At 66.2% G+C, this 26204-nt stretch carries 24 protein-coding genes; 2 read left to right on the plus strand and 22 right to left on the minus strand.

Going from position 1 to position 26204, the window contains the following annotated elements:
• Positions 1-38 precede the first annotated feature (38 nt).
• The 21 genes from JOF46_RS16300 to dinB form a co-directional block, all read right to left on the minus strand.
• Entirely contained in the window at positions 39-977 is a 939-nt protein-coding gene (locus tag JOF46_RS16300; protein WP_209908866.1) for an RluA family pseudouridine synthase, read from the minus strand.
• Positions 974-1579, minus strand: a complete 606-nt coding sequence (gene lspA, locus JOF46_RS16305; RefSeq protein ID WP_425355065.1) for a signal peptidase II — start codon at positions 1577-1579, stop codon at positions 974-976. The genes JOF46_RS16300 and lspA overlap by 4 nt, the downstream gene beginning before the upstream one ends.
• Before the next feature lie 84 nt (positions 1580-1663).
• Complete coding sequence (locus JOF46_RS16310) at positions 1664-2353, minus strand: DivIVA domain-containing protein (RefSeq protein ID WP_209908869.1); 690 nt, start codon at positions 2351-2353, stop codon at positions 1664-1666.
• 214 nt (positions 2354-2567) lie between these two features.
• Positions 2568-2873 carry a YggT family protein gene (locus JOF46_RS16315; RefSeq protein WP_071213501.1) on the minus strand — a complete coding sequence of 102 codons (306 nt, stop codon included), beginning with the start codon at positions 2871-2873 and terminating at the stop codon, positions 2568-2570.
• A gap of 21 nt (positions 2874-2894) precedes the next feature.
• Positions 2895-3428: a cell division protein SepF gene (locus JOF46_RS16320; protein WP_071213502.1), complete on the minus strand. Its 534-nt coding sequence runs from the start codon at positions 3426-3428 to the stop codon at positions 2895-2897.
• A gap of 184 nt (positions 3429-3612) precedes the next feature.
• A complete protein-coding gene (locus tag JOF46_RS16325) occupies positions 3613-4356 on the minus strand; it encodes a purine nucleoside phosphorylase YfiH/LACC1 family protein (RefSeq protein WP_209908871.1) in 744 nt (247 codons plus the stop codon).
• 38 nt (positions 4357-4394) lie between these two features.
• A complete protein-coding gene (ftsZ, locus tag JOF46_RS16330; RefSeq protein WP_209908874.1) occupies positions 4395-5564 on the minus strand; it encodes a cell division protein FtsZ in 1170 nt (389 codons plus the stop codon).
• A gap of 199 nt (positions 5565-5763) precedes the next feature.
• A complete protein-coding gene (locus tag JOF46_RS16335; protein WP_209908877.1) occupies positions 5764-6519 on the minus strand; it encodes a cell division protein FtsQ/DivIB in 756 nt (251 codons plus the stop codon).
• On the minus strand, positions 6519-7919 hold the full coding sequence (gene murC, locus JOF46_RS16340) for a UDP-N-acetylmuramate--L-alanine ligase (protein ID WP_209908880.1): 1401 nt from the start codon (positions 7917-7919) through the stop codon (positions 6519-6521). The genes JOF46_RS16335 and murC overlap by 1 nt, the downstream gene beginning before the upstream one ends.
• Before the next feature lie 5 nt (positions 7920-7924).
• Positions 7925-9052, minus strand: coding sequence for an undecaprenyldiphospho-muramoylpentapeptide beta-N-acetylglucosaminyltransferase (murG, locus tag JOF46_RS16345; protein ID WP_209908883.1), 1128 nt, complete (start codon positions 9050-9052; stop codon positions 7925-7927).
• 39 nt (positions 9053-9091) lie between these two features.
• Positions 9092-10381: a putative lipid II flippase FtsW gene (gene ftsW / locus JOF46_RS16350; protein ID WP_209908886.1), complete on the minus strand. Its 1290-nt coding sequence runs from the start codon at positions 10379-10381 to the stop codon at positions 9092-9094.
• Positions 10382-10390: 9 nt separating this feature from the next.
• Positions 10391-11935, minus strand: a complete 1545-nt coding sequence (murD, locus tag JOF46_RS16355; protein WP_209908888.1) for a UDP-N-acetylmuramoyl-L-alanine--D-glutamate ligase — start codon at positions 11933-11935, stop codon at positions 10391-10393.
• Entirely contained in the window at positions 11917-13020 is a 1104-nt protein-coding gene (mraY, locus tag JOF46_RS16360) for a phospho-N-acetylmuramoyl-pentapeptide-transferase (protein WP_209908892.1), read from the minus strand. Before mraY ends, murD begins: the two co-directional genes overlap by 19 nt.
• Complete coding sequence (locus JOF46_RS16365; protein ID WP_209908895.1) at positions 13017-14492, minus strand: UDP-N-acetylmuramoyl-tripeptide--D-alanyl-D-alanine ligase; 1476 nt, start codon at positions 14490-14492, stop codon at positions 13017-13019. The genes mraY and JOF46_RS16365 overlap by 4 nt, the downstream gene beginning before the upstream one ends.
• 13 nt (positions 14493-14505) lie before the next feature.
• Complete coding sequence (locus JOF46_RS16370; protein WP_209908898.1) at positions 14506-16140, minus strand: UDP-N-acetylmuramoyl-L-alanyl-D-glutamate--2,6-diaminopimelate ligase; 1635 nt, start codon at positions 16138-16140, stop codon at positions 14506-14508.
• On the minus strand, positions 16140-17969 hold the full coding sequence (locus tag JOF46_RS16375) for a peptidoglycan D,D-transpeptidase FtsI family protein (protein ID WP_209908901.1): 1830 nt from the start codon (positions 17967-17969) through the stop codon (positions 16140-16142). The genes JOF46_RS16370 and JOF46_RS16375 overlap by 1 nt, the downstream gene beginning before the upstream one ends.
• 75 nt (positions 17970-18044) lie before the next feature.
• A complete protein-coding gene (ftsL, locus tag JOF46_RS16380) occupies positions 18045-18788 on the minus strand; it encodes a cell division protein FtsL (protein ID WP_209908904.1) in 744 nt (247 codons plus the stop codon).
• A gap of 2 nt (positions 18789-18790) precedes the next feature.
• Entirely contained in the window at positions 18791-19819 is a 1029-nt protein-coding gene (gene rsmH / locus JOF46_RS16385; protein ID WP_209908907.1) for a 16S rRNA (cytosine(1402)-N(4))-methyltransferase RsmH, read from the minus strand.
• 140 nt (positions 19820-19959) lie between these two features.
• Complete coding sequence (gene mraZ / locus JOF46_RS16390) at positions 19960-20388, minus strand: division/cell wall cluster transcriptional repressor MraZ (protein ID WP_113761226.1); 429 nt, start codon at positions 20386-20388, stop codon at positions 19960-19962.
• A gap of 605 nt (positions 20389-20993) precedes the next feature.
• The gene (locus tag JOF46_RS16395) at positions 20994-21371 is read right to left on the minus strand and encodes a DUF3040 domain-containing protein (RefSeq protein WP_113760913.1); all 378 of its coding nucleotides are present in this window, start codon (positions 21369-21371) and stop codon (positions 20994-20996) included.
• Between the two features lie 175 nt (positions 21372-21546).
• On the minus strand, positions 21547-22749 hold the full coding sequence (gene dinB / locus JOF46_RS16400; protein WP_209908910.1) for a DNA polymerase IV: 1203 nt from the start codon (positions 22747-22749) through the stop codon (positions 21547-21549).
• Between the two features lie 99 nt (positions 22750-22848).
• Here dinB and JOF46_RS16405 point away from each other — a divergent pair, with 99 nt between their 5' ends.
• On the plus strand, positions 22849-23955 hold the full coding sequence (locus JOF46_RS16405; protein ID WP_209908913.1) for a polyprenyl synthetase family protein: 1107 nt from the start codon (positions 22849-22851) through the stop codon (positions 23953-23955).
• 115 nt (positions 23956-24070) lie between these two features.
• On the opposite strand, the gene JOF46_RS16410 is transcribed toward JOF46_RS16405, so the two are convergent.
• On the minus strand, positions 24071-24427 hold the full coding sequence (locus tag JOF46_RS16410; protein WP_209908916.1) for an Rv2175c family DNA-binding protein: 357 nt from the start codon (positions 24425-24427) through the stop codon (positions 24071-24073).
• A gap of 201 nt (positions 24428-24628) precedes the next feature.
• On the opposite strand from JOF46_RS16410, the gene JOF46_RS16415 reads away from it, so the two are divergent.
• Positions 24629-26158, plus strand: coding sequence for a lytic transglycosylase domain-containing protein (locus JOF46_RS16415; RefSeq protein WP_209908918.1), 1530 nt, complete (start codon positions 24629-24631; stop codon positions 26156-26158).
• Positions 26159-26204: the final 46 nt, after the last annotated feature.

The following is a 26204-nucleotide window of genomic DNA, read 5'->3' on the forward strand; positions in this document are numbered from 1 at the left end:
CGGCACCCGAAGCCGTGCCTCGGGTGCCGCCGATGGTCCTAGAAGCTGCCGTCGCGCAGCATTTCCAGGGCGTTGTTCAGGTCCAGCGGGTATTCGCTGGTGTATTCGACCCATTCGCCGCTCACCGGGTGGAAGAAGCCCAGGCGCTGGGCGTGCAGCCATTGCCGGGTCAGTCCCAGGGCGGCGGCCAGCTTCGGGTCCGCCCCGTAGGTCTGGTCCCCGGCGCACGGGTGGCGCAGTGCGGAGAAGTGCACGCGGATCTGGTGGGTGCGCCCGGTTTCCAGGTTGACCTCCACCAGCGAGGCCCGGCCGAAGGCCTCGATGACCTTGTAGTGGGTCACCGAGTCGCGGCCGTCCTCGACGACGGCGAACTTCCAGTCGTGGCCCGGGTGCCGTCCCAGCGGGGCGTTGATGGTGCCCTCCAGCGGATCGGGCAGGCCCTGGACCACCGCGTGGTAGATCTTCTTCGGGGTGCGTTCCTTGAAAGCCCGCTTAAGTGCCGTGTAGGCGCGTTCGGTCTTGGCAACGACCATCAGCCCGCTGGTGCCCACATCGAGCCGGTGCACGATGCCTTGGCGTTCGGAGGCGCCGGAGGTGGAAATCCGGTAGCCGGCGGCCATCAGGGCCCCGACAACGGTGGGCCCGACCCAGCCCGGCGAGGGGTGTGCGGCGACGCCCACGGGCTTGTCGATGACGACGTAGTCATCGTCGTCGGCAATGATCTTGAGGTCTTCCACGAGTTCTACCCTGATTTCTAGTGGGTCCGGACGAAGCGGGATGAAGACTTCGATGGTTGCCCCCGCAGGGGCCTTGCGGGACTTTCCCAGGGCCTTGCCGTCAATGGTGACGTTGCCTTCGGTGCACAGCAGTGCCGCCTGGCCTCGGGAGATCTCCAGCCGCTGGGCCAGGAAGGCATCCATGCGTGTGCCGGCATCTTCCTCGGAGACCTGGAGTGTTTCGGTGCGTTCGCCGCTCACGGCATCTCCTGGGTATCGGTGCCGGGCTCGGTCCCGGGCTTGTTCTTGGAGCCGGACCTGCTGCCATCGAATTCCCGGCCCGTGAACAGCAACAGGCAGATGACGACCATCGAACAGACGATGAACATGTCCGCGACATTGAAGATGGCAAAGTTCGGCAGGGCGATGAAGTCGACCACGTGCCCGTGCCCGAAGGACGGCGGACGGAACAGCCGGTCGGTGAGGTTTCCCGCCACCCCGCCCATCAGCCCGCCCAGGGCCAGTGCCCAGGACCAGACGCGGACCTTGCGCACCAGGAAGATCGCGACATAGAGCAGCACCGCGGCCTGGATGATGGTGAAAATCCAGGTGACGCCCTCACCCATGGAGAAGGCTGCACCGGAGTTCTTGATGAAGTACCAGCGCAGCAGCGGCGGGAAGACATCGATCACCTGGCCCTCGTACATGCTGGTTTCAACGATGCGCTTGGTGAACTGGTCGAGGACCAGTGCCAGGACGGCCAGGGTGCTCGTGGCGAGCACCAGGTGGCGCCGGGTGGCACTGCCTGCCGCGGGCTTGGCGGCACCCTGTGGTGCCGGTGGTACGGAGCTGTTTTCCATCATGTCCTTTAACGCATTGTTGGCGGTCGGTAACCCGACCGCCAACAATCTTAAGCCATCAATATGCGAGGCAAGTGGTGAAGCAGATTAGCCGTTGTCCTTGGCGTCTGCCGTGTCCATGGAGCCCTTGGCTTCGAGGTCGCGAAGCTGGCCCTCGATGTAGGTCTTCAGGCGTGCACGGTAGTCGCGTTCGAAACCACGCAGCTGCTCGACCTTGCGCTCCAGGACAGTCTTCTGCTGTTCCAGGGCGGAGAGGGTCTTGCGGCTCTTTTCCTCGGCTTCGGAAACAAGGCTGTTGGCCTCGACCTGGGCTTCGGCGATGATCTTGTCACGCTGTTCAACACCCGCGGAGACGTATTCGTCGTGCAGGCGCTGGGCCATGGCGAGAACGCCTGCCGCCGATTCGGCGGTGGAAGCCTGGGCTGGAGCTGCGGCCGGGGCTGCTGCAACAACCTTGGCCGGCTCTGCGGCCTTGGGTGCTTCGGCTGCCTTGGGCTCTGCCTTCTTGACCTCGGGAGCCTTGGCTTCCTTGGGCTTGTCGGCCTCGGCGGGCTTGGCTGCCGGTGCGGCCGCCACAGGGGCAGGAACGGACTGTTCGCCTTCGCTGATGCCGGCTTCCGACAGGCGGCGACGCAGTTCGTCATTCTCCTGCGTCAGACGACGTAGCTCGACAACGATCTCGTCTAGGAAATCGTCAACTTCATCCTGATCGTAGCCTTCACGAAACTTCGTCGGCTGAAATCGCTTGTTGACTACATCTTCTGGCGTGAGAGCCATCTGGTCACCTCGATACTTGGTTCTCTCCTCGAACCGCTGAAGTGCGGCCCGAGTACACTTACCGTTTATTGGTGCGCAACCCGGTGCAGTCGTTGCGCCTAATGTGACAACACTATAACGACTGGACCGGTAAAGGCTAAAGGCAACGCACTTTCTTTCCAAAAGTCTCTTGCCTTGGGCCTTGTCGCACCGTAATTCATGCCTCTCTCAAGGCCTATCCCTGCACCGTAGCCATGCCCAAGTTGTTCACAATAATCTTGAGCACGATGACAGCGAAGAACAAAATGATGAACGCCAGATCCAGGCGGATTCCCCCGAGATCAAGCGGTTTTATGCGCGAGCGCAACCAGCGCATCGGCGGGTCGGTGGTCTTGGCGATCAGCGAGACCGCCACCAACGCCATGCCGCGCGGACGCCACGAGCGCGCAAAAGACTCCGTGACATCAAGCACTATGCGCAAGAGCAACATGACTTGCAGCACCGTCAGCACCACATACAGCAGTGCGAAAATTAGCTCCACTATTCCTTCGAACCCTTGGACTTAGCTCTGGTTGAAAAACGTGGCCTGGTCTTCGGACTGCTTCTTGTCCTCACCCAGGACCTCGACCGTGGAGGGTGAAAGCAGGAACACCTTGTTGGTGACGCGCTCGATGCTGCCATGCAGGGCAAAGACCAGTCCCGCGGAGAAATCAACCAGGCGCTTGGCGTCTGCTTCACCCATGTCCGTGACGTTCATGATGACGGGGATGCCATCACGGAAGTTCTCACCAATGATTTTTGCATCATTGTAAGAACGTGGATGAACGGTGGTGATCTGACGCAATGAAGAGTCCTCGTCCCGTGCAGAAGGTGCGCGCTTGATGGGTGTTACCGGAGCCCGGTATTCGTTTTCGATGACAGGGCGGGGTGCCACTGGTGCTACCGGAGCAGGCTGTGCGGCAACCGGCTCTTCGCGGACCGGCTCGACAACGCGCACTTCTTCACGCGCTTCAATGTCGTGCTTCTCGGCCTCGAAGTTCTCGTCACCCTCGGCGAGTCCCAGGTAGATCATTGTCTTGCGCAATGCGCCAGCCATGGTCTTCTCCTTTTGATCGTGCGCGGTCGGCGGTTTACCGAACCGCAAGTCTCTCCGCTAACTAGACGCTACAGCACCATTTGGCGGTGCCGGAGGACATTGGGGCGATTAGCGCGGTGTGTCGCCCCGCGGGGGGTTCGCCACGGCGGCCCCGCAAGGTGGTGCCCGGGGGTTGGCCCTCGGCCTAGCGCTGGGAGCCCGGTTCGATTCCCGGAGAGCCCAGGCCGGCGGCGTCCCACACCAGTCCGGCCAGCCGTCCGGTGCGCGGATCCCTGCGGTAGGAGAAGTAGTCCGCGTTCTCCAGGGTGCAGATCCCCGATTCGGTGACCCTGATGCCAAGGTCTCGCAATTCGGTTGCCGCGGCGTGCGGCAGGTCCAGCCCGGTGGTTCCCTGGCGGGTTCTCGATCCGATCCCGGGGCGTTGCCCGCAAGCCTCGGCGGCCATGGCCTCGGGAACCTCGTAGCAGGCGCCACAGATGGCCGGCCCGATCCAGGCCTCGATCTGCCGGGCACCGGCTGCACGCAAGCGTTCGGCGGTGGCGCCCAGGATGCCGTCGAGCAGTCCGCGGCGTCCGGCGTGTGCGACGGCGCTGAGGGCGCCGTGCTCCCCGGTTCCGACGAAGACCACCGGAACGCAGTCGGCGACCATCACGGCCAGCGGCGCCGCGGCGTTCCCGCTGAGCAGGGCGTCGCAGGTGGGGATCCCGGTGTCCCGGGAATCCTCGGCCACTTCGAGCACCGTGGCCGAGTGGATCTGGTCCATGTAGCTGAACCGCTTCGGGCCCAGGCCCAGGTCCCGTTCCAGATCGCGACGCCGCAGCAGCACGGCGTCGCGATCATCCGGAACGTGGAAGGCAAGGTTTCCTTCGGCCACGGAAGTGAATGCAATGTGCACGCTCGGGGCGAGCGTCGATTGGTATCGCAACATGGTGGGCCTTGAAGGATCCCTCTCCGGCGGTTTCCCGCCTACTTCAGGAAGTCGGGGACATCCAGGTCGTCGTTGGTGGCCGAGAGATCCGGCTCAACGATGGCAGGGAGTTCCTCGAAGCCCGGCTCGGCCGTGGCAACCGCCGAGCGTACTTCCTCGCGCGCCGCCGCCGGTGCCGCCACGGGGGCGGCGGGTGCCGCTGCCGGGGCCGCGGGGGCGTTGCGGACCGCAGGCTGCAGGGTCTGCGGGGCGCTGGTGGCGTCGACCTGGTCGAAACCGGCGGCGATCACTGTCACGCGTGCCTCATCTCCCAGGGCGTCGTCGATGACGGCGCCGAAGATGATGTTGGCTTCCGGGTGTGCGACTTCCTGGACGAGGCGTGCGGCCTCGTTGATCTCGAACAGGCCGAGGTCCGAGCCGCCCTGGATGGACAGCAGGACGCCGTGGGCGCCGTCGATGGAGGCCTCGAGCAGCGGGGAGGCGATGGCGAGCTCGGCGGCCTTGACCGCGCGATCCTCGCCGCGGGCCGAGCCGATGCCCATGAGTGCCGAGCCGGCTCCCTGCATGACCGACTTGACGTCGGCGAAGTCGAGGTTGATCAGGCCCGGGGTGGTGATCAGGTCGGTGATGCCCTGGACGCCGGAAAGCAGCACCTGGTCGGCCTGGCGGAATGCGTCCAGGACCGAGACGTTGCGGTCGGAGATCGAGAGCAGTCGGTCGTTGGGGATGACGATGAGGGTGTCGACCTCGTCGCGCAGCGCCTCGATGCCGTTGTCGGCGCTGGTGGCGCGGCGGCGGCCCTCGAAGGTGAACGGACGGGTGACCACGCCAATGGTCAACGCGCCGAGTCCGCGGGCGATTCGGGCGATGACGGGTGCGCCACCGGTGCCGGTGCCGCCGCCTTCGCCTGCGGTCACGAAGACCATGTCGGCCCCGCGCAGCACTTCCTCGATCTCCTCCGCGTGGTCCTCGGCTGCCTGGCGTCCCACGTCGGGGTTGGCGCCGGCGCCCAGGCCGCGGGTGAGTTCGCGGCCCACATCGAGCTTGACGTCGGCATCGCTCATGAGCAATGCCTGCGCATCCGTGTTGATTGCAATAAATTCGACGCCTCGCAGGCCAACTTCGATCATGCGGTTGACGGCGTTGACGCCGCCACCGCCGATGCCGACGACCTTGATGACGGCGAGGTAGTTCTGTGGAGCTGCCACGTCCTGATTCCCTTGTTCGATGTGCTGCTGACCGAGGAAGCTCAACCGGACCAACGTTAACCCTCAACTCGAAGGTTATAGTTATGTCAAGCAACCGCTGTTAAAACGCTATGTTTCGTGGTTCGTACATGCAACGACCAAGGCAGCGTGTCGCCCCTAAGTCGTTGTTTTTTCTTGTAATTATGCCTTTGGCGGACCGTTAACGGGCCACCGGGTGCTGTGGGCTGGAAATGTCGTACACCTTGATCGGTGCCTTCTTGTCCTTCGGGGCCCCCAAAAGTGCTTCAAGAACCTTTGTCTTGAGCGCCGATTCCTGGTCGTTGCCCCAAATCACCAGTGTCCCGTCGTTGAGCTTGAGCTCGACAAAGTCCTTGCTGGTGGCCGTTGCATGATCCACGGTCGCCAACAGCTTATCGGGTAGTTCTGAGAGAACCCGGGTGAGCATCGAAAACACCTTGGGATCCTTGGTCACTTTCGAGGACCGGATGGTGGGAAGCTTCGGCTTCTTCTTGGCCCCCAGCTTTGCCAAAAGCTGCCCGTCCGGGCCCACCAGCGAACGTTGTTTGCCCTCGAGCAGCACCGCCACCGGAACGAATTCCACGATCTGGACCTGCAGCGTGTTGTTCGCCTCGGCCTGCACGATCGCGTCCTTCACCGCCGGCTCCCCCGCCAGCAAGTCCATGACGGTGCCGGTCCCGACCCGCGAGAGCGGGACCCCGTGCAGCGGCTCCAGGGCCTGCTGGATCTTCTTCTCGCTGACCAGCTCATTGCCCGAGACAGTGATCGACTTGATGGCCAGGATCGGGGAAAACGTCAGCACCAGCACCAACGCCACGACCAGCGCGGCAACCACAGCGCCGCCGATGAGCCAGCGTTTCCTGGCACGCACCGCGGGGTCCTGCGGCAGGTCCAGGACGTTCGAATCCCCCGGCCCCGACCCGGTGTTGCCCCGCATCAGCTGCCCGGGCGTTCTTCCAGGGCGGCCAGGATGGCGCTGCCCTGCTCGGTGACGTCCCCGGCACCGATGGTCATCACGACGTCCCCGGCCTTCGCGGCCGCGGCCAGCACCCCTGCGGCCCGGCCCATGGACACCAGCCCTCCGGCGGTGTTCAGCTCGCGGGTCACCAATTCGCTGGTCACCCCGGGGATCGGGCTTTCGCGCGCCGGGTAGATCTCCAGCACGTACGCCGAATCGGCCAGCGAGAGCGCCGCGGCGAACTCGCGGTGGAATTCCTTGGTGCGGGAGAACAGGTGCGGCTGGAACAACACGTGGACCGCCCCGTCGCCGGCCACGGCACGGGCGGCACGCAGCGCCGCCAGCACCTCGGTGGGGTGGTGGGCATAGTCGTCATAGACCCGCACCCCGGCGGCCTCGCCGCGGAAGTCGAAGCGGCGCGCCGCGCCGGTGAAGGCACCGAGCCCGGCCACCGCGACCTCGGGATCCAACCCGCAGTCCAGGCCCACGGCGAAGCCCGCGGCGGCATTGAGCAGGTTGTGGTTCCCCGGCAGGGCGAGTTCCAGCTCGGCGGATTCCCCGGCGCCCCATTCCAGGGTGCAGGCGAAGCGCTGTCCGCGCGGGTGGGCATCGGCCAGGCGGCGGTCGGCGTCCTCGGAGAAGCCGTAGGTCTGCACCCGCAGGTCCGGGCGCTCGCGGCGCATCCGCACGGCCAGGGCCAGCGAGCCGGGGTCGTCGGCGCAGCAGATCAGCAGCCCGTCCTCGGGCAGCAGCGACGCGAAATCGTAAAACGCCTGGTGCACGGCCTCCACGGAGCCGTAGTGGTCCAGGTGGTCGGCCTCGATGTTGGTGATCACCGCGACGTCCGGGGAGTAGTTCAGGAACGAGGCATCGGATTCGTCGGCCTCGGCCACGAACACCCGGCCCTGCCCGTACTCGGCGTTGAACCCCAGCGAGCCGATGTTCGCCCCTACGGCGAAGGTCGGGGAGATCCCGGCCTCGCGCAGCATGTAGGCGATCAGCGAGGTCGTGGTGGTCTTGCCGTGGGTGCCGGCCACGGTGATGACCCGGTGCCCCTCCATGGTGGCGGCCAGGCCCTGGGAGCGGTGCAGGATGCGCAGCCCGCGGGCCACCGCCTCGTCGTACTCGGGGTTCCCGGCCTTGATGATCGAGGAGATGACCACGGTGTCGGCGTCGCCAAGGTTCTCGGCGGCGTAGCCCACGCAGATCCGCGCCCCGGCTTCGCGCAGGTCGTCCAGGACCGGCAGCTCCTTGGCGTCGGTTCCCGAGACGTTCAGGCCGCGGGCCAGCATCAACCTGGCCACCGCGGAGACCCCGACCCCGCCGATGCCCATCAGGTGGACGTTGCCCAGGTTCTCAAGTGTGTGTAGTTCCTGCATGTCCCTTAGCTTCCCGTGGTGGTTGGTTGCGGCGTCGTGCGGCCCAGGCCCTGGCGGATCATCGCCGCCATGACGGCGGCCGCATCGGCCCTGCCCTGCGTCTTGGCGGCAGCCCCCATGGAGGCCAGCGCGTCCTTGTCGGCCAGCAGCGGCAGCAGCGTGTTGGCCAGGTACGAGGTGGTGAACTGCGCGTCCTCCACCAGCAGCGCTCCCCCGGCGGCGACCAGGTCCGCGGCGTTCAGGCGCTGCTCCCCGTTGCCGATGGGCAGCGGGACCAGCACCGAGGGGGTCCCGGCCACCGCGAGCTCGCACACCGTGCCGGCGCCCGAGCGGGCGACGATCAAATCGGCTGCGGCGTAGGCCTGGTCCATGGAGTCCACGTACTCGACCTGCCGGTACCCCGCGGCGGCCAGCGGCTGGCCGGCGGCATCGAGCATCGCCTTGCCGCGGCCGGTGATGTGCAGCACCTGCACCCCGGCGCGCGCCAGCAGCGGCAGCGACGCGGCGATGGTGGAGTTGATCGAGGCGGCCCCGGAGGAGCCCCCGGTGACCACCAATGCCGGTGCGTCCCCGGTGAAGCCCAGGGCCGCGCGGGCCGCATCGCGCTGCGCGTCGCGGTCCATGGTTGCCACGAAGCCGCGCATCGGCATGCCGACGACCTTGGCCCCGGGCAGCCCGGTGCCGCTGAAGGCGGCCCCGACGCCGGCGGCGTAGCGGGCACCGACCCTGTTGGCCAGCCCGGCCCGGGCGTTGGCCTCGTGGATGAAGATCGGCAGCTTGCGCTTCCTTGCCGCGAGGTACACCGGGGTGCACACGTAGCCGCCGACCCCGAGCACGGCCCGGGCGTGCGTGTCGTCCAGGATCTTCCCGGCGGCCTTGATCGCTGCCACGAAGCGGAAGGGCAGCTTGAGCAGGTCCACGGAGGGGCGGCGCGGCATCGGCACCTTGGCGATGGTGCGCAGCTCGTAGCCGGCCTCGGGGACCAGCCTGGTTTCCAGGCCGTCGGCGGTTCCCACCGCGGTGACGGCGGTGTGGGGGTCCGCCTGGCGCAGGGCGTCGGCGATCGCGATCATGGGGGTGATGTGTCCGGCCGTGCCGCCGCCGGCGACCACCACGGCAAATGCGTCAGTCATGGGCAAGGTGTGCTGCTTTCGAAGGTGTGGGAAGTGGTTTCAGCGTTCGGCCCGCGCCCTGGCCAGCAGGGCCGCCAGTCCGCGCGGGGTTCCGGCAGGCTGCAGCCGGACGCGTTGTTCCCGGGCAAAGGACAGTACCACCCCGACGCCCAGGAACGCGGCAAGCAGGGCCGAGCCGCCGGAAGAGATGAAGGGAAGCGGGACGCCGATCACCGGGAGCAGGCCGGTGACCATCCCGATGTTGATGAACGCCTGCCCGATGAGCCAGGCCATGATGCCGCTGATGGCCACCCGCCCGAAGATGGTCCCGGTGCGCACCGCAATCCGGTACATGGCCACCGCCAGCATCGCGTAGAGCACGATCACGAAGATGGTGCCCAGCAGGCCCAGTTCCTCGCCGAGCACCGCGAAGATGAAGTCGTTCTGCGCCTCGGGGATGTGTGACCACTTCTGCCGGGACTGGCCGAGCCCGACGCCGAACCAGCCTCCGGAGGCCAGGGCGAACAGCCCCTGCTGGGCCTGGTAGCAGTAGTCGTTCAGGTCCCCGCAGGCAATGCCCAGCCAGGCCAGGATGCGGCCCATGCGGTTGGGCGCCACCAGCACCATGACCAGGATCCCCACCACGCCCAGCAGCCCGGCCAGCACAAAGAGCCTGGCCTTGGCGCCGCCGACGAACATCACCACGGCCAGGATCAGCAGCAGGATCAGCGCGGTGCCCAGGTCGTGGCCCAGCAGCACCAGCCCGACCACCAGCAGCCCGAAGGGCACCAGCAGCGGGATGACGGCGTGCTTCCACTGGTCCATCAGGTTCGCCTTGCGTTCGACCACCCACGCGCCCCACAGGGCCAGGGCGACCTTCGCGAACTCCGAGGGCTGGATGGAGAAGGACCCGATGTAGATCCAGTTCTTGTTGCCGTAGATCTCCGTGCCGAAGGCCAGCACGGCCAGCAGCAGCGCCGCGGCGACGCCCAGCGCAGGCCAGGCCAGCTTCTTGAGGGTCCGCAGCGGCAGCATCTGCATGCCGACCATTGCCGCGATCCCGAGGATCGCCCACATCGACTGGCGGGAGAAGTCGCCGAAGGCCGACTTGTTCCGGGCGATGGCCTCCACCGACGAGGAGGAAAGCACCATGATCAGGCCCATGAAGGTCAGCGCCAACGTGGTGCCCAGCACGACGTAGTAGTTGATCTGGGCGCCACGCAGCGAGGGGTCCTCGAGGCGGGTGAACCAGGCGGCGGGCCCGCGTGGTTCCCGTCCCCGGCCGCGCGCCGGGCCCGGGGTGCCCGACTTGGCGCCCTTGCCGCGTGGGGTCCGGGAAGTGCCGCTCACGGTGGCTCCTTACTTGCTTGTCTCCCCCATGAGCGCACGGACCGCGTCGATGAAGGCATTGCCGCGTTGTGCGTATGAGGTGAATTGGTCCATTGAGGCGGCTGCCGGTGCCATGAGCACGGTGTCCCCGGGCTCGGCGATCCCGGCCGCCTCCTTGACGGCCTGGGCCATCACGGCCCAGCCGGCTGCCGAGCCGGTTGTTCCTGCTGCGGTGTCCCGTTCAGTTTCGCGCACCCCGGGCCCAATCACCGGCACCAGTGGCGCGTGTCGTTCAAGGGCTTCGCGCAGCTTGGCGGTGTCGGTGCCGATCAGCACCACCGCCTTGAGCCGCGCGGCGTGCGCCGAGACCAATTCGTCGTATTCCACGCCCTTGGACAGGCCCCCGGCGATCCAGATGACCGAGGAGAAGGCGCCCAGCGAGGCGTTGGCGGCGTGCGGGTTGGTGGCCTTGGAATCGTTGATCCACAGCACGTCGTCGCGGCGGGCCACGGCCTGGATGCGGTGGTCCCCCGCGTCGAAGCCGGCCAGGCCCCTGGCGACCGCGGCGGGTTCGACGCCGTAGGCGCGGGCCAGCGCGGCGGCGGCCGCGGCGTTGGCGGCGGTGTGCCGGGGCACGACCTCGCCGATGTCCTTCAGGGCGATGAGTTCGGCCGCCGAGTTCCTGCGGTCCTCCAGGAAGGCGCGGTCCACCAAGAGGTCCTCGACCACCCCGACCATGCTCACCGACGGGACCCCGGTGGTGAAGCCGATGGCGCGGCAGCCCTCGATGACGTCGGCGTTCTCGACCATGGCCTCCACGACGGATTCCTCGGCGTTGTAGATCGCCGCGACGCGCGTGCGCTCGTAGATCTTGGCCTTGTCGGCCTTGTAGTTCTCGAACCCGCCGTGCCAGTCCACGTGGTCCTCGGCGATGTTCAGCACCACGGAGGCCAGCGGGGAGATGGTGTGGGTGAAGTGCAGCTGGAAGCTGGAGAGCTCCACGGCGATCACGTCGAAGCCCTCCGGGTCCCGGATCGCGTCCAGGATCGGGGTGCCGACGTTGCCGGCGGCAATCGCGCGCAGCCCGGCGGCCTTGAAGATCGCCTCGGCCATCCCCACCGTGGTGGTCTTGCCGTTGGTCCCGGTGATGACCACCCATTCGGCGAGCTTGCGGCCCTCCTTTTCGCGCACGCGCCAGGCCAGTTCCACGTCCCCCCAGATCTCGATCCCGGCCTCGGCGGCCGCGGCGAGCATGGGTTGGCGCGGGTTCCAGCCCGGGGAGGCGATGAGCAGCTGCGGGGCTTCCCCGTCGATGAGCGGCAGCGCGTCGGTGTGCGCGGCGCCCAGCAGCACATCTGTGGCCCCGACGATCTTCAGGGTCTCGGCGCGCGAGCGGTTCACCTCGGTGTCGGCACCGTCGATGACAACGACCTTGGCGCCGAGTTCGATCAGCGTGTCGGCGGCGGAGAAGCCGGAAAGGCCCAGGCCCGCCACGACGACGCGCAGCCCCGCCCAGTCCGATTCCCAGCGGACCAGGTGCCCAAGATTGACAGGTGTCACAGTCCAACGACCCATTCGGAGTAGAAGATGCCCAGCCCGGCGGCCACGAAGAGCCCGCCGAGGATCCAGAAGCGGACCACCACGTTCTCCTCGGCCCAGCCGGAGAGCTCGAAGTGGTGCTGCAGCGGGGCCATCTTGAACACGCGCTTGCCACCGCTTAGCTTGAAGAACCCGACCTGGATGATCACCGAGAGGGTGACCATCACGAACAGCCCGGCCAGCACGACCAGCAGGACCTGGGTGCGGGAGAGGATGGCGAAGGCCGCCACGGCGCCGCCGATGGCCAGCGACCCGGTGTCGCCCATGAAGATCTTTGCCGGCTTCGCGTTCCACCAGAGGAACCCGATCAACGCGCCGCAGAGGATCGCGCCGAGCAGGGCCAGATCCATGGGGTCGCGCACGGTGTAGCAGACGTTGGCTGCCTCGTGCAGGGCACAGGCCTGGTTCTGCTGCCAGATCCCGATGATGGTGTACGCGCCGAAGACCATGATGGACACGCCGGTGGCCAGCCCGTCCAGGCCGTCGGTGAGGTTCACGCCGTTGGTGGCGGCGGTGACGATCAGGTTGGACCAGATCACGAACAGCACCAGGCCCAGGGCCGGGCCGGCGAAGGCCAGGTCGATGTTGGTGTCGCGCAGGAAGGAGATCGCGGTCGAGGCCGGGGTCAGGCCCTTCTCGTTGGGGAAGTTCAGCGCCAGCACGGCGAAGCCGATGCCCACCGCCGCCTGGAGCACGATCTTTTCCCAGGCGCGCAGGCCCAACGAGCGTTTCTTGGCGATCTTGATGAAGTCGTCCAGGAACCCGACCACGCCCATCCCGCCGAAGAGCAGCAGCAGCAGCAGCCCGCTGGAGGTCACCCCGGCGGAAGGCCGGCCCATCAGGGACAGCAGGCCGTGGGTGGCGAAGTAGCTGAGGATCACCGCGGCGATGATCACGACCCCGCCCATGGTGGGGGTGCCGGACTTGGTGGCGTGCGAGGTCGGTCCGTCGTCGCGGACCACCTGGCCGTACTGCCGGCGCTTGAGCATGCGGATGAACAATGGCATGGTGACCATCGTGAAGATCAAGGCGATGCCTGATCCCATGATTAGAGCAATCACAGTGCGGTGCCCTCCTTTGCGGCGGGTGCGCCGTTGTTGGTTCCGGCAATCTGGTCGCCCAGGTGCCGCAGGCCCGCGCCGTTGGAGGACTTGAACAGCACGATGTCCCCCGGGAGCAGGTTGTCGTTCAGGATGCGGGTGGCGGCCTTGGCGTCCTCGGCGTAATACGCCTCGTCGCCCCAACTGCCCTCGAGCACCGCGGAGTTGTAGGCCGCCTTGGCGCCGATTCCCACGACCAGGAGTTTCTTGATGTTCATGCGCACCGCGGCACGGCCCAGCAGGTCGTGTTCGTGGATGGAGTCGGAGCCCAGTTCGAGCATCTCCCCCAGCACCGCCCAGGTGCGGCGGGCCTGGCCGGCCGCGTTGGGCAGGCCGAGTTCGGCCAGGGTGACCAGGGCAGCGCGCATGGAGTCCGGGTTGGCGTTGTAGGCGTCGTTGATGATGCTCACCCCGTCGGGGCGTTCGATGCGTTCCATGCGCCAGCGGCTGGTCGGGCCCAGGCCCTGGAGCACCGCGGCGATCCTCGCCGGGGCCAGGCCCAGGTACTCGGCAACGGCCGCGGCGGCAAGCAGGTTGGCCACGTGGTGGCGCCCGATGAGCCCGGAGGCGATCTGGTGCTCGGTGGCGTCGGCGGCCACGAGGGTGAAGACGGGGTGGCCGTGTTCGTCGACCTCGAGGTCCCGGGCCCAGACGCCGGCTGCGTCCTGCGCGGTGCGCTGGACCCCGAAGCGCAGCACCGGCGCGGTGGTGCGGGTGTGCATGGCCGCGACCAGGTTGTCGTCGTGGTTCAGCACCGCGAGCCCGGTGGCGGGCAGCGCCTCGACCATTTCGCCCTTGGCCTTGGCGATGTTCTCGACTCCGCCGAATTCCCCGGCGTGGGCCGAGCCGACGCCCAGGACGACCCCGACCTCGGGGTGGACCATGTCGGTGAGGTAGCTGATGTGGCCGATGCCGGTGGCACCCATCTCCACGATCAGGTACCTGGTTTCGGCGGTGGCCCGGAAGACGGTCAGCGGGACGCCGACCTCGCCGTTGTAGGAGCCCACCGGGGCGATGGTCGGGCCGAGTTCGCCCAGCAGCGCGGCGAGCAGGTCCTTGGTGGTGGTCTTGCCGGCGGAGCCGGTGATGCCCACCACGCGCAGCCCGTTGGCGGCCTTGAGGCGTGCCACGATGGCCGCGGCGATCTGTCCCATGGCCAGCACGGCGTCGGGGACGATGATCGCCGGGTGGACGGTGCCGTCCTGCGCCAGGGTTTCGCGCTCGGCCAGGGCCAGCACTGCCCCCTGCTTGAAGGCGGCGTCGATGAAGTGGTGTCCGTCGGAGGACTCCCCGGGCTTGGCCACGAAGAGCCATCCGGTTTCACAGGCACGCGAGTCGGTGTCGACCCCGAGGACGGGTGTGTCGGCGCTGGCCGAGGAGGTGAGTCGCCCGCCGGTGATTTCGGCGATTTCGGCGGAAAGTAGTTCAATCATGGCAACTAGGACTTTACCCTTCATCCGCGGGATCGAAGGAATCGGAAGCCGGTTCCAGGGTGTGGAAGCCGTTGGCGAGCAATGCCCGGCGCAGCTCCCGCCGGTCGTCAAGTTCCAGGTTCACGCCCATGACCTCCTGGAAGACTTCGTGTCCGCGTCCGGCGACCAGGATGGTGTCGTGTTCCCCCGCCATCGCCGCCGCGGCGGCAATCGCGGCCGCCCGCGGATGGATCTCGTGGACCTCGGCCCCAAGCCCGTTGGCGAGGATCTCGGCCCGTGCGCCGGCGGCCACCGCTTCGCGGATCCGGGCCGGGTCCTCGGAGTGCGGGTCGTCGTCAGTGACAATGACCACGTCCGCGTGTCTGGCGGCCACGGCGCCCATGATCGGGCGCTTGGTCGCGTCGCGTTCGCCGGTGGCCCCGAAGACCACGATGACCTTGGAACCGGGTTCGGTGGGGCGCACCGAGCCCAGGGCGCGGGTCAGGGCGTCGGGGTTGTGGGCGAAGTCGACGATGGCGGCCGGGGATTCGGCGATGACCTGCATCCGGCCGGGCACCTGGACGGTCAGCGGGTTGGCGGCGTCCAGGGCTGCCTGCAGTTGCCGCAATTCGACCCCGGAGGCCAGGACCATCACCACGGCCAGTGCGGCGTTGGAGACGTTGAAGTCCCCCGGCAGGCCGGTGACCGCCGTGATCACCTGTTCCTCCGGGCCGTGCAGCTCGAAGCGGTGTCCGAGGCCGGCCGGGTGCACGTTGGCCACGACCCAGTCCGCGTCGGCGTGGGTGGCGGTGGCGGTGGTGGCCAGCGTCCAGACCTCGGCCGTGGCCTGGGCGGCCATGGCACGTCCCCAGTCGTCGTCCACGGTCAGAACGGCCAGGTCGCTGCGTTCCAGGTCGAAGAGCGCGGCCTTGGTCGCAAAATATTCCTGCATGCTGCCGTGCAGGTCCAGGTGGTCCTGGGTGAGGTTGGTGAAGCCGGAGACCGCGAAGCGCAGGCCGTCGACCCGCCGGTAGGACAGGGAGTGGGAGGAAACCTCCATGGTGGCGGAGGTGACGCCCAGTTCCCGCATGCGGGCCATCAGTCCGTGCAGCTGCGGGGCCTCGGGGGTGGTGAGGATGCTGGGGATCGGGGTCTGCCCGGCGGAGATCTCGATGGTGCCCACCAGGCCGGTTTCCCGCCCCAGTGCGCGCAGCACCGAGCGGATCATGTAGCTGGTGGTGGTCTTCCCGTTGGTTCCGGTCAGCCCGAACAGCTCGGGGCAGTCCTCGTCGGTCCCGTAGACGAGGGCGGCCAGTTCCCCGACGACCTCGCGCACATCCCCGGCCAGCAGCACCGGCAGGCCCAGCGCCGAGGCGGCGGCCTCGCCCTCGATGTCGGTGAGGATCGCGGCTGCTCCGGCCTGCGCGGCGGCGGCGGCAAATTGCGCCCCGTGGAAGCGGGCCCCGGGCGCGGCGACGTAGAGGTCCCCGGGCAGCACGGCGCGGGAGTCCAGGCAGATGCCGGTGACCTTCGCCTCATCGTTTCCGATGATGTTCGCACCCCGCCCGGTTTCATGCAGGTATTCGAGCATGGCTCGCAGGGTGGTGGTGCGTTTTTTCAGCGGACGCAGCAGCGCTTCCGCCGCGCGGGGTGTGAGGGCTTCAGGCATTACCAGGATTTCTTTTGTTCGGATCCGATGAACACGTCGTACCCGTTGGGCTTCGAATTGCTCGGCGGAACGTTGTAGGCGTTCAGGGTCTTGCCCATGACTTCGCTGAAGGTGTCACCCACGGACCAGGACTTCCAGTCTCCCTTGGGGCGGTACATGGTGACCACGACGGCGATCTGGGGGTCGTCCAGCGGGGCCACCCCGGCGAACGAGTTGGTGTAGCCGTCGTAGCCGCCGTTTGGTCCGGCGGCCTGGCCGGTGCCCGACTTGCCGCCGACGCGGTAACCGGACACAGCCATCTTAGTGCCGGTTCCCTCCAAAACCACAGTCTCCATCATGCGCAGCATCTCCTTGGAGGTCTTCGCGGAAACGACGCGTTCGGACTTGGGCGCCGCGGGCTTCTCGATGGTGCCGTCGGGGTTGATGTATGAATCGATCAACGTGGGATCGATGCGCACCCCGCCGTTGGCGATGGCCTGGGTGATCTGGGCGGTGTGCAGCGCGGTCTGGGTGTAGGCCTGGCCGAACATGGTCGCGTACTGCTGGCGCCGCTCCCAGTCCTGCGGCTTGGCCAGGATGCCCTGGCTGGCCCCGGACAGGCCGATGTTGATGGCCTTGCCGAGCCCGAACTTCTTCATGTACTTGTAGCGGGTCTCGTTGCTCATCTTGTTGCCGATCATGACCGTGCCGGTGTTGTAGGAGCGGGCGAAGATGCCCGCGGCGGTCATGTCGTAGGTGGAGTGCTTCAACGAGTCGTTGATGGTTTCCTTGTTGATGGTGTACGCGTTGGGGACCTTGAAGGCGTCGGTGGGCTTGACCACGCCCTCCTCGATGGCCGCGGCGAAGGTCGGCACCTTGCCGGTGGATCCCGGTTCGAAGGCCTGGGTGATGGAGGCCGAGCGGCGGAACGTGGCCTCGGTGGCGCTGGGGTCGTTGGGGTCAAGCTGGTTGGAGTCGCCGATGGCGATCACCCGTCCGGTCTTGACTTCCTCGACGATCACCGAGACCCATTCGGCGTTGAACTGCTTTTGCTTCTTCAGCGCCTCTTCCTGGGCGATGAAGTTGATGTCCGCATCCAGGGTCAGTTTCACGTCCTGCCCGTCGACCGCGGGGACCTCGGTGGTCTCGGCGACGGGGATCCGCACGCCGTCGGCGCCGACCTCGTAGGTCCGCGTTCCAGCGGTTCCGGTCAGGCGCTTGTCCTGGCTCATTTCCAGGCCCTCGGCGCCCTTGAGCGATTGCTGGTCGTCGGTGTTCATCACGAAGCCGAGCAGGGGGCCGGCCACCACCCCGTTGGGGTACTGCCGTTCGCTGCGCAGCTGCCCGGTCAGCGTGGGGATGCGCAGTTCCATGACCGAGTTGCGGACCTCGGGGGTCACGCCCTTGGCCACCACGGAGTAGGCGTTCTTCTTCGCCCCCGGATCGCCCACGATCGCGGTGCGCACGGTGTCGACGTCCTGGTCGAGGATCTTCGCCAGCTCGCCCACGGCCTGCTCGATGCTCACCGATTCCCGGGTGGTGCCCCCGGAGAGATTCTTGCGCACGATGGGCTTGTCGGCTTCGACCTTCCGCTGGTCGATGACCAGGTCGTATCGATCGACGCTGGTGGCCAGGATCGTGCCCTTGGAATCCAGGATTTGCCCGCGCCTGGGTTGGGTTTCCTGGAAGCGGGTGCGGTTGTCCACAGCTTCGGCGGCCACGGCCTTGGCGTTGAGCGACTGGACAAAGAACAGCCGTCCACCGGTGAGCAGCAACAGCACCAGGGAGAGCACCACCACCATGCGCAGGCGCAGGTGGGTCGTTCCGGTGGTTGGGGATTTTTGTGGCATTTGGTCCTCAGCTCATACCGGGTGGGCGTGGTGGTGCGTATCGGGGCCAGGTGCGGCCCCGGTTCCGGGGGGGTGTTACTGTCCCGGGGTCTTCAGGCTTGGTGCGGGGATCGTCCCGCCATTGAGTTGGGCCGGGGAGAAGTCGGGGCGCGAGCCGTCTGCCGGCACCGGGGTCCGGTCGACGGTGGACTTCGGCGGCGTCTCGACGGCCACCGGGGGTTCGATCGAGGTGTCCTTCGCCGCCGGTTCGGCGGCCTTGTCCTTGACCGCGTTCTTGCCCTTGGCCTCCGTGGTGGTTCCGGGCTTGGCCGGGGTCTGCAGGATCCCGCTCTTGGCCTTGTTCTCGGCACTGGGCTTTTCGGCCGCCGTGGCGGTCCCGGCAACCTTGCCGGTGTCCAGGTTGATGGCCGCGGGCGCTCCGGGCTTGACCATGCCCAGGTCGGCAGCCTTCTTGGCAACCACCTGGGGGGATCCCAGGTAGAGCGCCTCCTGGCGCAATGCCTCGTTTTCCTGGGAAAGCGCACGCTCCTGTCCACGCAGGTCCACCGCGGTGTACTGGCCGTTGGCGATGTACACGTTGATCAGCAGCACCGCCACGACCGAGGCGATGACCAGGACGAAAATGGAGACGATGAAGGGAACCCGTCGCTTGGCCCCGAGCGCGGGCACGACCGAGAGGGTGGTGCGGCGCTTGGCGGAGGATTCCTCCGGGCGCGAGGCCGGTATGGGCTGCGGGGCATGGCTGAGCGCGTTGGCACCCTGTGTTGCGGGTAGCTCGATGACGCGAGAACGTACGCGGTTGGGTGTCCGGTTGCTCATACTCAGTTCCTCTTCAGGATGCGTTCCACGGCTCGCAGCTTCGCTGAGGCTGCTCGTGAGTTTTCGGCGATTTCTTGGTCGGTTGGCTTCTCGGTTCCTCGGGTGAGGACCTTGAATTGCGCCTTGTGTTCTTCAAGCTCCACGGGAAAACCGGCCGGGGCCGATGACTTGGATCCCGCGGCAAAGTGCCGCTTGGTGATCTTGTCTTCCAGCGAGTGGTAGCTCATCACCACAACCCGTCCCCCGACATGCAGGGCGCCCATGGCCGCGGGAATGGCCCGGTCAAGCACGTCCAGTTCCTCGTTGACCTCGATGCGAAGCGCCTGGAAGGTCCGCTTGGCCGGGTGGCCGCCGGTGCGTGCTGCTGCGGCCGGGACGACCGACCGGATGGCGGTCACCAGTTCCTCGGTGGTGCTGAAGGGCTTGGCCTTGCGCGCCTCGACGATTGCCGAGGCGATGCGTCCGGCGAACTTCTCTTCGCCCCAGGCACGGATGATGCGCACGAGTTCGGTTTCGCTGTACTGGTTGACGATGTCTGCCGCCGTGGGGCCGCGCGAGGTGTCCATGCGCATGTCAAGCGGGGCGTCATAGGAATAGGCAAAGCCGCGATCTCGCTCATCGAGCTGCAGGGAGGAAACCCCGAGGTCGAAGAGCACCCCGTCGATTCCGTCGAACCCAAGGTCCTCGACGACATCGGCGATTTCGTCGTAGATCGCATGGACAAGGTCCGTGCGGTTCGCGAAGGGCTCCAACCGGGCACCGGCGAGGGCCAAGGCCTGCTCGTCACGGTCAAGGCCGATCAGGTGGACATCCGGGAAGCGCTGGAGCAAGGCTTCGGAGTGGCCACCCATCCCCAGGGTGCAGTCAACGACCACGGCACGGCCCCGTGCGGCGATTCCGGCTTCGATGCCAGGTGCCAAAAGCCCTACGCATCGATCGAGCAGTACTGGAACGTGGCGTTCCGAGGCGGGTCGCTCTGCGTTGCCGTCGATATTCACCGCTCCCCCTTTCGCGTGGGCAATGTGCCTCATCTGTTGGCTGAGACCAGATCCCCCTCCGACCCGCTGCTGCCCAGCCTGGCTCCGGGGAAGTGGAGCCAGGATGTGCGTGGCACGGGCGGCTGGAGATCTCGTCCAAGCCATTGGCCGGTTTTCAGTCACCGTAGTGGTGCCTAGAAACCCGGAAGTACTTCGTCATCCGTTTCGGAGAACGCATTCTCCTGTTCTTCGAGGTAGGCATTCCACGCTGTGGAATCCCAAATCTCGACCCGGTTTCCCGCGCCGATCACTGTGACCTCACGGTCCAGCCCCGCATATGAACGAAGCATGGACGGAATCGTGACCCGCCCCTGCTTGTCCGGCAATTCGTCCGAAGCGCCGGAGAGGAAAACACGTGCATAGTCCCTGGCTTGGCGTGAGGAGATCGGAGCTTGGCTCATTTGCTCATGCTGCTTCTCGAATTCACGTTGGCTAAAGACGTAGATGCAGCGCTCCTGGCCACGAGTCAGAACCAAACCATTGGCTAATTCGTCACGATATTTGGCCGGGAGGATTAATCGCCCTTTCTCATCCAGACGCGGTGTATACGTTCCTAGGAACACACAGACCGCCTCCCGGTTGAAAGAAGCAACTTGCCCCATTCCCCTCTATTTCGCTCCACTTTACTCCACAAGCCTCCACTGTCAACGACCATTTCGGCATTTTGAGATGAAAAGAGAACGAAAAGTGTTGATTTTCCGCGGCATTCCGGCGTGGGGTCGAAGTGGAGGGATTTGGATTCAGACCAAACTCCCAGAAAGCGCGGTGTGACGGGACGCACATTGCGTGTTGCGGGAATTCCCGGATTCACAAGGGACTTAAGACCGCGGTTGGGGGAAGGGAGGGAAAGGTGCCGGCTGCGGTGGGGGCAAGTGGAGGGAATCGGGCAGCACACGCCCGCGGCCGGCTTCCCCGGCCCGAATAAAAATTACGGCGATTGGGCATACTCGGCGCGTCGCCGTGTCGCGCGCCAGATGCGGTGCCGGGGTTGCCTGCCGGGGACCGACCGGGTGCGAGCGCCAGCGGGCCATCCCGATTGCAGGGGCCACCTGCCCGCAAGCGGAGCGCCCCGAACTTAAAAGGCAAAGGCCCCGCACATGTTGCGGAGCCTAGGCTGGAGTGTGCGGCGGCGGAGTGTCAGGCCTCCGGGCCGCCGGTCAGAAGTGTCTTACGAGGAACCGTGCTCGTCACGCTTGCGCTGTTCCCACCTGTTTTCGAGGTCGCTCATGAATCCAGATTTCTGGGGATTCTTGCCCGCGCCGGGCACGCTGCCCTTCTTGGAGCCGCCCTTGCGCGAAAGGGCCAGGTACACGCCGCCAAACATGATGATGAATCCCAACACGCCCACGATGATCAGTTGGCTTGAAACGCCATAGATCAGCACCCCAAGCCCCACGATGCCTATCAAAGCACCCAATGCAAGATTGCGCGTTGAGTAGTTCCCCGCCGTCGACGCGGATTTCATCGTCGATGCGAAGCGATGGTCTTCATGTAGCTGCTTTTCCAGCTGCTCCAGAAGACGTTGCTCATGCTCGGAAAGTGGCATCGTCTCTTCCCCTTCACTTCACGGTCCCGGCTCTCGCCTTTACCTACTTGAACGTAATACGCCTTGGCAATGTTCCCGGCCGATACGGCTAGCTAACTTCTACTTCCAGAATAGTCCCGAATCTTGCTAATAAGGTAGTCAGGATTCAACTCGCAGCAGACTCACGGCGAATGTGTCAAGAAGATTGGTCCGATTTTTTCTCTTTTTGCCCACGTTCGAGCAGTGAGGCCGGGCGAAGCGCCCCGGCAGGGAACCTGGAACGGATCAAATCCATCGTTGCTTCGGTTTGCCGCCAGTTGTCATCTCGCGGATCGATACTCAATTGCATCCCGCCTCCGGCGTCAGCCAGCTTCTCCGCCCGGATACCCACAAGTCGCACGGCTTGGGGCCGCTGGCCAAGCTTCTCAAAAAGTCCCTCCGCGGCCGAGACCAGGTCGCCGGCCGCGTTGCTGGGAAAGGGCAGGGTCCGGCTTCGCGAGAGCGTTGAAAAATCGCTGTAGCGCAGCTTCAGGGCCACGACGCCCGCCACTTTTTCGGCTTCGCGCAGCCGCGTGGCCACGCGATGGCCGAGGTGAAGTATTTCGCGGCGCAATGCTTCGTCATCCCAGATGTCGATGGCGAAGGTCTCCTCGGCGCCGATGCTTTTTTCCTCGCGCTCGGTCTCCACGGACCGGTCGTCTCGCCCCCAGGCCAGGTTGTACAGGTGGATTCCGGTGGCTCCCAGTCGGCGGCTGAGTGTGTTCTGCGGTGTCTGGGCCAGCTGGGCCACCGTGGTGATCCCCATCTCCCGCAGCACCAACGCGGTCTTCGCCCCCACGCCCCACAGCGCACCCACCGGCAGGGTGTGCAGGTAGGCCAACGTCTGCTCCGGGCGGATCACCAACATGCCATCGGGCTTGGCGCGGGTGGAGGCCACCTTGGCCACGAACTTCGAGGCGGCAATGCCCACGCTTGCGGGCAACCCCAGCTCGGTGCGCAGCCGTGCGCGAATCATCTCGCCGATCTCCTCCGGAGGTCCCAGTCGCCGGATGCTTCCGGTCACGTCCAGGAAGGCCTCATCCACGCTGAGCTGCTCCACCAGCGGCGTGACCTGGTGGAAAATCTCCATGATCCTGGCCGAATAGGCGGAATACAGCCCGTGCGTCGGCGGGATCACCACCGCATGCGGGGCCATCCTCATGGCCACGGCCATCGGCATGGCCGATTTCACTCCCAGTGCCCTGCATTCATAGGACGCCGAGAGCACCACGGAGCGCTCCCCCGGATGACCGACAATCACTTGTTTCCCCGCCAGCTCGGGGCGCGTGAGCAACTCGACGGACACGAAAAAGGCATCCATGTCGACATGCAATATCGCGCGCACCTTGCCTTGGGCCATGCAGTGAAGTCTAGCCAACGACTCCGACAATCCAGCGGGCGGCAACCGCACGGCTAGAGTTAAGGAAACACGACGTTGCGCAACCTATGGACGGGAATCATGACACTTTATGCTGCGGACACCTCCGACCCCGAAAAGGCACGGGACCTTTCCGCAGACTTCTCGGAACGGCTCGAGGCCTTGCTCTCGGAATTCCTTGCAGAACAACATGAAGCCATCTCGGACATCGCCCCGGCGGCGGCGGAAATCGTCACCGCGATCGACGAGCTGACACGCGGCGGAAAGCGCCTGCGTCCGCTGTTCGCCTTCTGGGGGTACCTGGGGGCCGGAGGCGATGCCCAGGCCACAGACATCGTGCAGGCCGGTGCCGCACTGGAACTATTCCAGGCCGCGGCCCTGATCCATGACGACCTCATCGACCGCTCCGACACCCGCCGCGGACAGCCCAGCATGCACCGGCGCTTCGAGTCCCTGCACCGCGCCTCGGGCTGGCACAGGGACGCCCCGCGCTTTGGCGAGGCCGCCTCGATCCTCGCCGGGGACCTGTGCCTTTCGCTGAGCGAACAGCTCTTCGCCACCATCCAGCCGCTGGTGCCCGAGGCCCGTACCATCTTTGACCGCATGCGCGCGCAGGTCATGGCCGGCCAATACCTTGATGTCCTGGAGGAGTCTGCCGGGCCCGCCTACGGGCCCGCCGAAGCGGTCAAGCGCGCCCGCACCATCGTGCGCTACAAGTCCGCCAAGTACTCCGTGGAAAATCCCACGCTGCTCGGCGGCGCGCTGGCGGGGGCTTCGTCCGACCTGCTGGAGCAGTATTCCCGGTTTGCCCTGCCGCTGGGCGAGGCCTTCCAGTTGCGCGACGACGTCCTGGGCGTCTTTGGCGATCCGGCGATCACCGGCAAGCCGGCCGGCGACGACCTGCGCGAAGGCAAGCGCACCGAGATCATCGCGCACGCGCTGACCCTTGCCTCGCCGGCGGACCAGGAGTTCATCCAATCGCGGCTGGGTGCCGACGACCTGCGCGAGGACGAGGTCACCCGCATGAGTGCGTTGCTTGAGTCGTGCGGCGCGCTGGCGGCCACCGAGGCCTCCATCGCCGAGCTCTCCGAGCAGGGCCTGGCCGCCCTGGACCGGCTCACCGTCACCCCGCTGGCACGCCACGGGCTGCGCACCCTGGGCCTGGCGGCAATTCGCCGGACCTCGTAGGAGCAGGCAGGCACGAGAAAAGCGACGGCCCCCATCCCCGGATCATCCGGGTGGGGGCCGTCGCTTCTTGGTCGAGTTCGGGGCTATGCACCGGGCAGGTGCACCGCGGTGACTGCTACCAGCTCAACGCCTGGGCGCGGCGGCGGATCTCGGTCTTGCGTCCGGCGCGCAGTGCGTCCATGGGCGTGCCGTTCAGGGATTCGTCGGGGGTGAAGAGCCACACCAGCAGCTCCTCGTCCTCGTAGCCGGAGTCAACGAGCACCGAGATCGTGCCCTTGAGGCTCTCGACAATGCCCCCGTCGATCACGAAGGCGGCGGGTACGCTGCGGATGTTTCGCTTGCCCACGCGCACGGCAATGATGGCGCGCTCGTCGATCAGGCTATGGACCCTTTTGATGGAAACGTCCAGCGCTTCGGCAAGGTCGGGCAGGGGCAGCCAGTCGGCCACTAGGTTCTCAAGATTGCTCACCATTCCAGCGTGCCACATCCTTGGGTGGTTCAGGAGCCATATGAATGATTTCTTCGTGGGATCTTTCACAAATTCCACTCTGTGGTGTAAATTCACATTAGTCACACCTGCACCATGAGTCACAACACGCACATGGGCCACAACCCATGTGCGTTCTTTTGCGACCGAACGATTCGTCCTTGCCCCAACCTAAAGGATCGCTCCATGTCCCTTGCACACAACAATCGCGTCAGAGCCATTGGCAGCGCCGTAGCCACGGTCGCAATCCCTGCAGTTGTCCTTGGTTCCCTGGCACTCCCGGCCGAGGCAGCACCGCTGCCCACCCGTGATGCCCTGGCACCCAAGGCCGCCACCCCGGCCATGGTCAAGGCAGCCGAGGCACGAATCAGCGCCCACCTGGTCGCCTCCCACGTTCCCGGTTCGGTGATCCCGCTGACCAAGAAGAGCGGCACCGTCACCGTCAAGCAGAACGACACTCTTTCGCACATCTCCGTGCGCACCGGGGTCTCGGTTTCCGAGCTCAAGAAGATCAACAAGCTTTCCTCCGACCTGATCAAGCCCGGAGACGTGCTGCGCCTGGGCGGCAGCGACGCACGCGCCGCATCCCCCAAGGCCTCCACGAACAATGCACGCACCTCCGCCAAGCCGGCACAGACCTACAAGGTCGCCGACGGCGACGTCATGGGCGCGATCGCCACGAAGCTTGGCGTATCCCTGGACGAGGTCCGCGACTCCGCGGGCAACCCCGCCAAGGACACCATCTATGTCGGCCAGGTGCTGCACTTCGGTTCCAAGGGCTCATCGTCCCCGTCCAAGTCCGCGCCCAAGGGCAACGGCGCCTCCGCGCACGGAACCTACACCGTGAAGTCGGGCGACACCCCCTCGATGATCGCCATCCGGCACAATATGTCGGTCTCCGCCTTCATGAAGCTGAACGACCTGTCCAACGGCGACATCATCCGCCCGGGCGACAAGCTGAAGATCAGCGGCGCGCCGGCCGCACAGTCGTCACCCAAGGCATCGGCCGCACCCAAGGCCCCATCCGGCGGCTCCAGCTACACCGTGGTATCCGGCGACACCCTGGGCCACATTGCGTTGAAGACCGGGACCCCGCTGAACACCATCCTGCGCCTGAACCCGTCGGTGACCTACTCCACCGTCCTGCAGATCGGGCGGACGCTGAAGGTCAACGGCAACGGCGCCTCCTCACCGAAGTCCTCCTCGGACGTGAACCCGACCAGCTCGAAGCCGCTGGTGGGCAACACGTTCCTGGGACGCACCTACAAGTCGGACGTGGTCGGTTCGGCAAACGACAACAAGCGCGAGCTGCTCTCCCGCAACCTGCCCTCCCCCGCGGCCATGCAGGCCATGGTGGCCAGCACCGCCCGCCAGATGGGCGTCGATCCCTCCCTGGCCCAGGCCCATGCCTTCCAGGAGTCCGGCTTCAGGATGAACGCCGTCTCCCCGGCGAACGCCGTGGGCGTCATGCAGGTCATCCCCGCGGCCGGGGAATGGGCCTCGGGACTGGTGGGGCGCAAGCTGGACCTGCTGGACCCGCAGGACAACGTCACCGCCGGTGTCGCGATCATCCGCGCGCACCAGCGCTCGGCACCGTCGATCGAGCTGGGCATCGCCTACTACTACCAGGGCGCGGCCGGAGTGAAGCGCAACGGCATGTACGCGGACACCAAGAACTACGTCGCCAGCATCCTGGCACACCGGAAGAAGTTCTAGGCACTCCTTCGCACCACGCAGACAGGTGGGGCCCGGTTCCTTTCCA

It is taken from the genome of Paeniglutamicibacter psychrophenolicus (assembly GCF_017876575.1).
Lineage (GTDB): Bacteria > Actinomycetota > Actinomycetes > Actinomycetales > Micrococcaceae > Paeniglutamicibacter > Paeniglutamicibacter psychrophenolicus.

Coding starts and splice junctions, on each gene's coding strand:
- lspA (WP_425355065.1), bottom strand. CDS start 1,579: ATGATGGAAAACAGCTCCGTACCACCGGCACCACAGGGTGCCGCCAAG.
- JOF46_RS16310 (WP_209908869.1), bottom strand. CDS start 2,353: ATGGCTCTCACGCCAGAAGATGTAGTCAACAAGCGATTTCAGCCGACG.
- JOF46_RS16320 (WP_071213502.1), bottom strand. CDS start 3,428: ATGGCTGGCGCATTGCGCAAGACAATGATCTACCTGGGACTCGCCGAG.
- JOF46_RS16325 (WP_209908871.1), bottom strand. CDS start 4,356: ATGTTGCGATACCAATCGACGCTCGCCCCGAGCGTGCACATTGCATTC.
- JOF46_RS16335 (WP_209908877.1), bottom strand. CDS start 6,519: ATGCGGGGCAACACCGGGTCGGGGCCGGGGGATTCGAACGTCCTGGAC.
- murC (WP_209908880.1), bottom strand. CDS start 7,919: ATGCAGGAACTACACACACTTGAGAACCTGGGCAACGTCCACCTGATG.
- murG (WP_209908883.1), bottom strand. CDS start 9,052: ATGACTGACGCATTTGCCGTGGTGGTCGCCGGCGGCGGCACGGCCGGA.
- murD (WP_209908888.1), bottom strand. CDS start 11,935: ATGGGTCGTTGGACTGTGACACCTGTCAATCTTGGGCACCTGGTCCGC.
- JOF46_RS16365 (WP_209908895.1), bottom strand. CDS start 14,492: ATGATTGAACTACTTTCCGCCGAAATCGCCGAAATCACCGGCGGGCGA.
- JOF46_RS16370 (WP_209908898.1), bottom strand. CDS start 16,140: ATGCCTGAAGCCCTCACACCCCGCGCGGCGGAAGCGCTGCTGCGTCCG.
- JOF46_RS16375 (WP_209908901.1), bottom strand. CDS start 17,969: ATGCCACAAAAATCCCCAACCACCGGAACGACCCACCTGCGCCTGCGC.
- ftsL (WP_209908904.1), bottom strand. CDS start 18,788: ATGAGCAACCGGACACCCAACCGCGTACGTTCTCGCGTCATCGAGCTA.
- rsmH (WP_209908907.1), bottom strand. CDS start 19,819: ATGAGGCACATTGCCCACGCGAAAGGGGGAGCGGTGAATATCGACGGC.
- JOF46_RS16395 (WP_113760913.1), bottom strand. CDS start 21,371: ATGCCACTTTCCGAGCATGAGCAACGTCTTCTGGAGCAGCTGGAAAAG.
- dinB (WP_209908910.1), bottom strand. CDS start 22,749: ATGGCCCAAGGCAAGGTGCGCGCGATATTGCATGTCGACATGGATGCC.
- JOF46_RS16405 (WP_209908913.1), top strand. CDS start 22,849: ATGACACTTTATGCTGCGGACACCTCCGACCCCGAAAAGGCACGGGAC.
- JOF46_RS16410 (WP_209908916.1), bottom strand. CDS start 24,427: ATGGTGAGCAATCTTGAGAACCTAGTGGCCGACTGGCTGCCCCTGCCC.
- JOF46_RS16415 (WP_209908918.1), top strand. CDS start 24,629: ATGTCCCTTGCACACAACAATCGCGTCAGAGCCATTGGCAGCGCCGTA.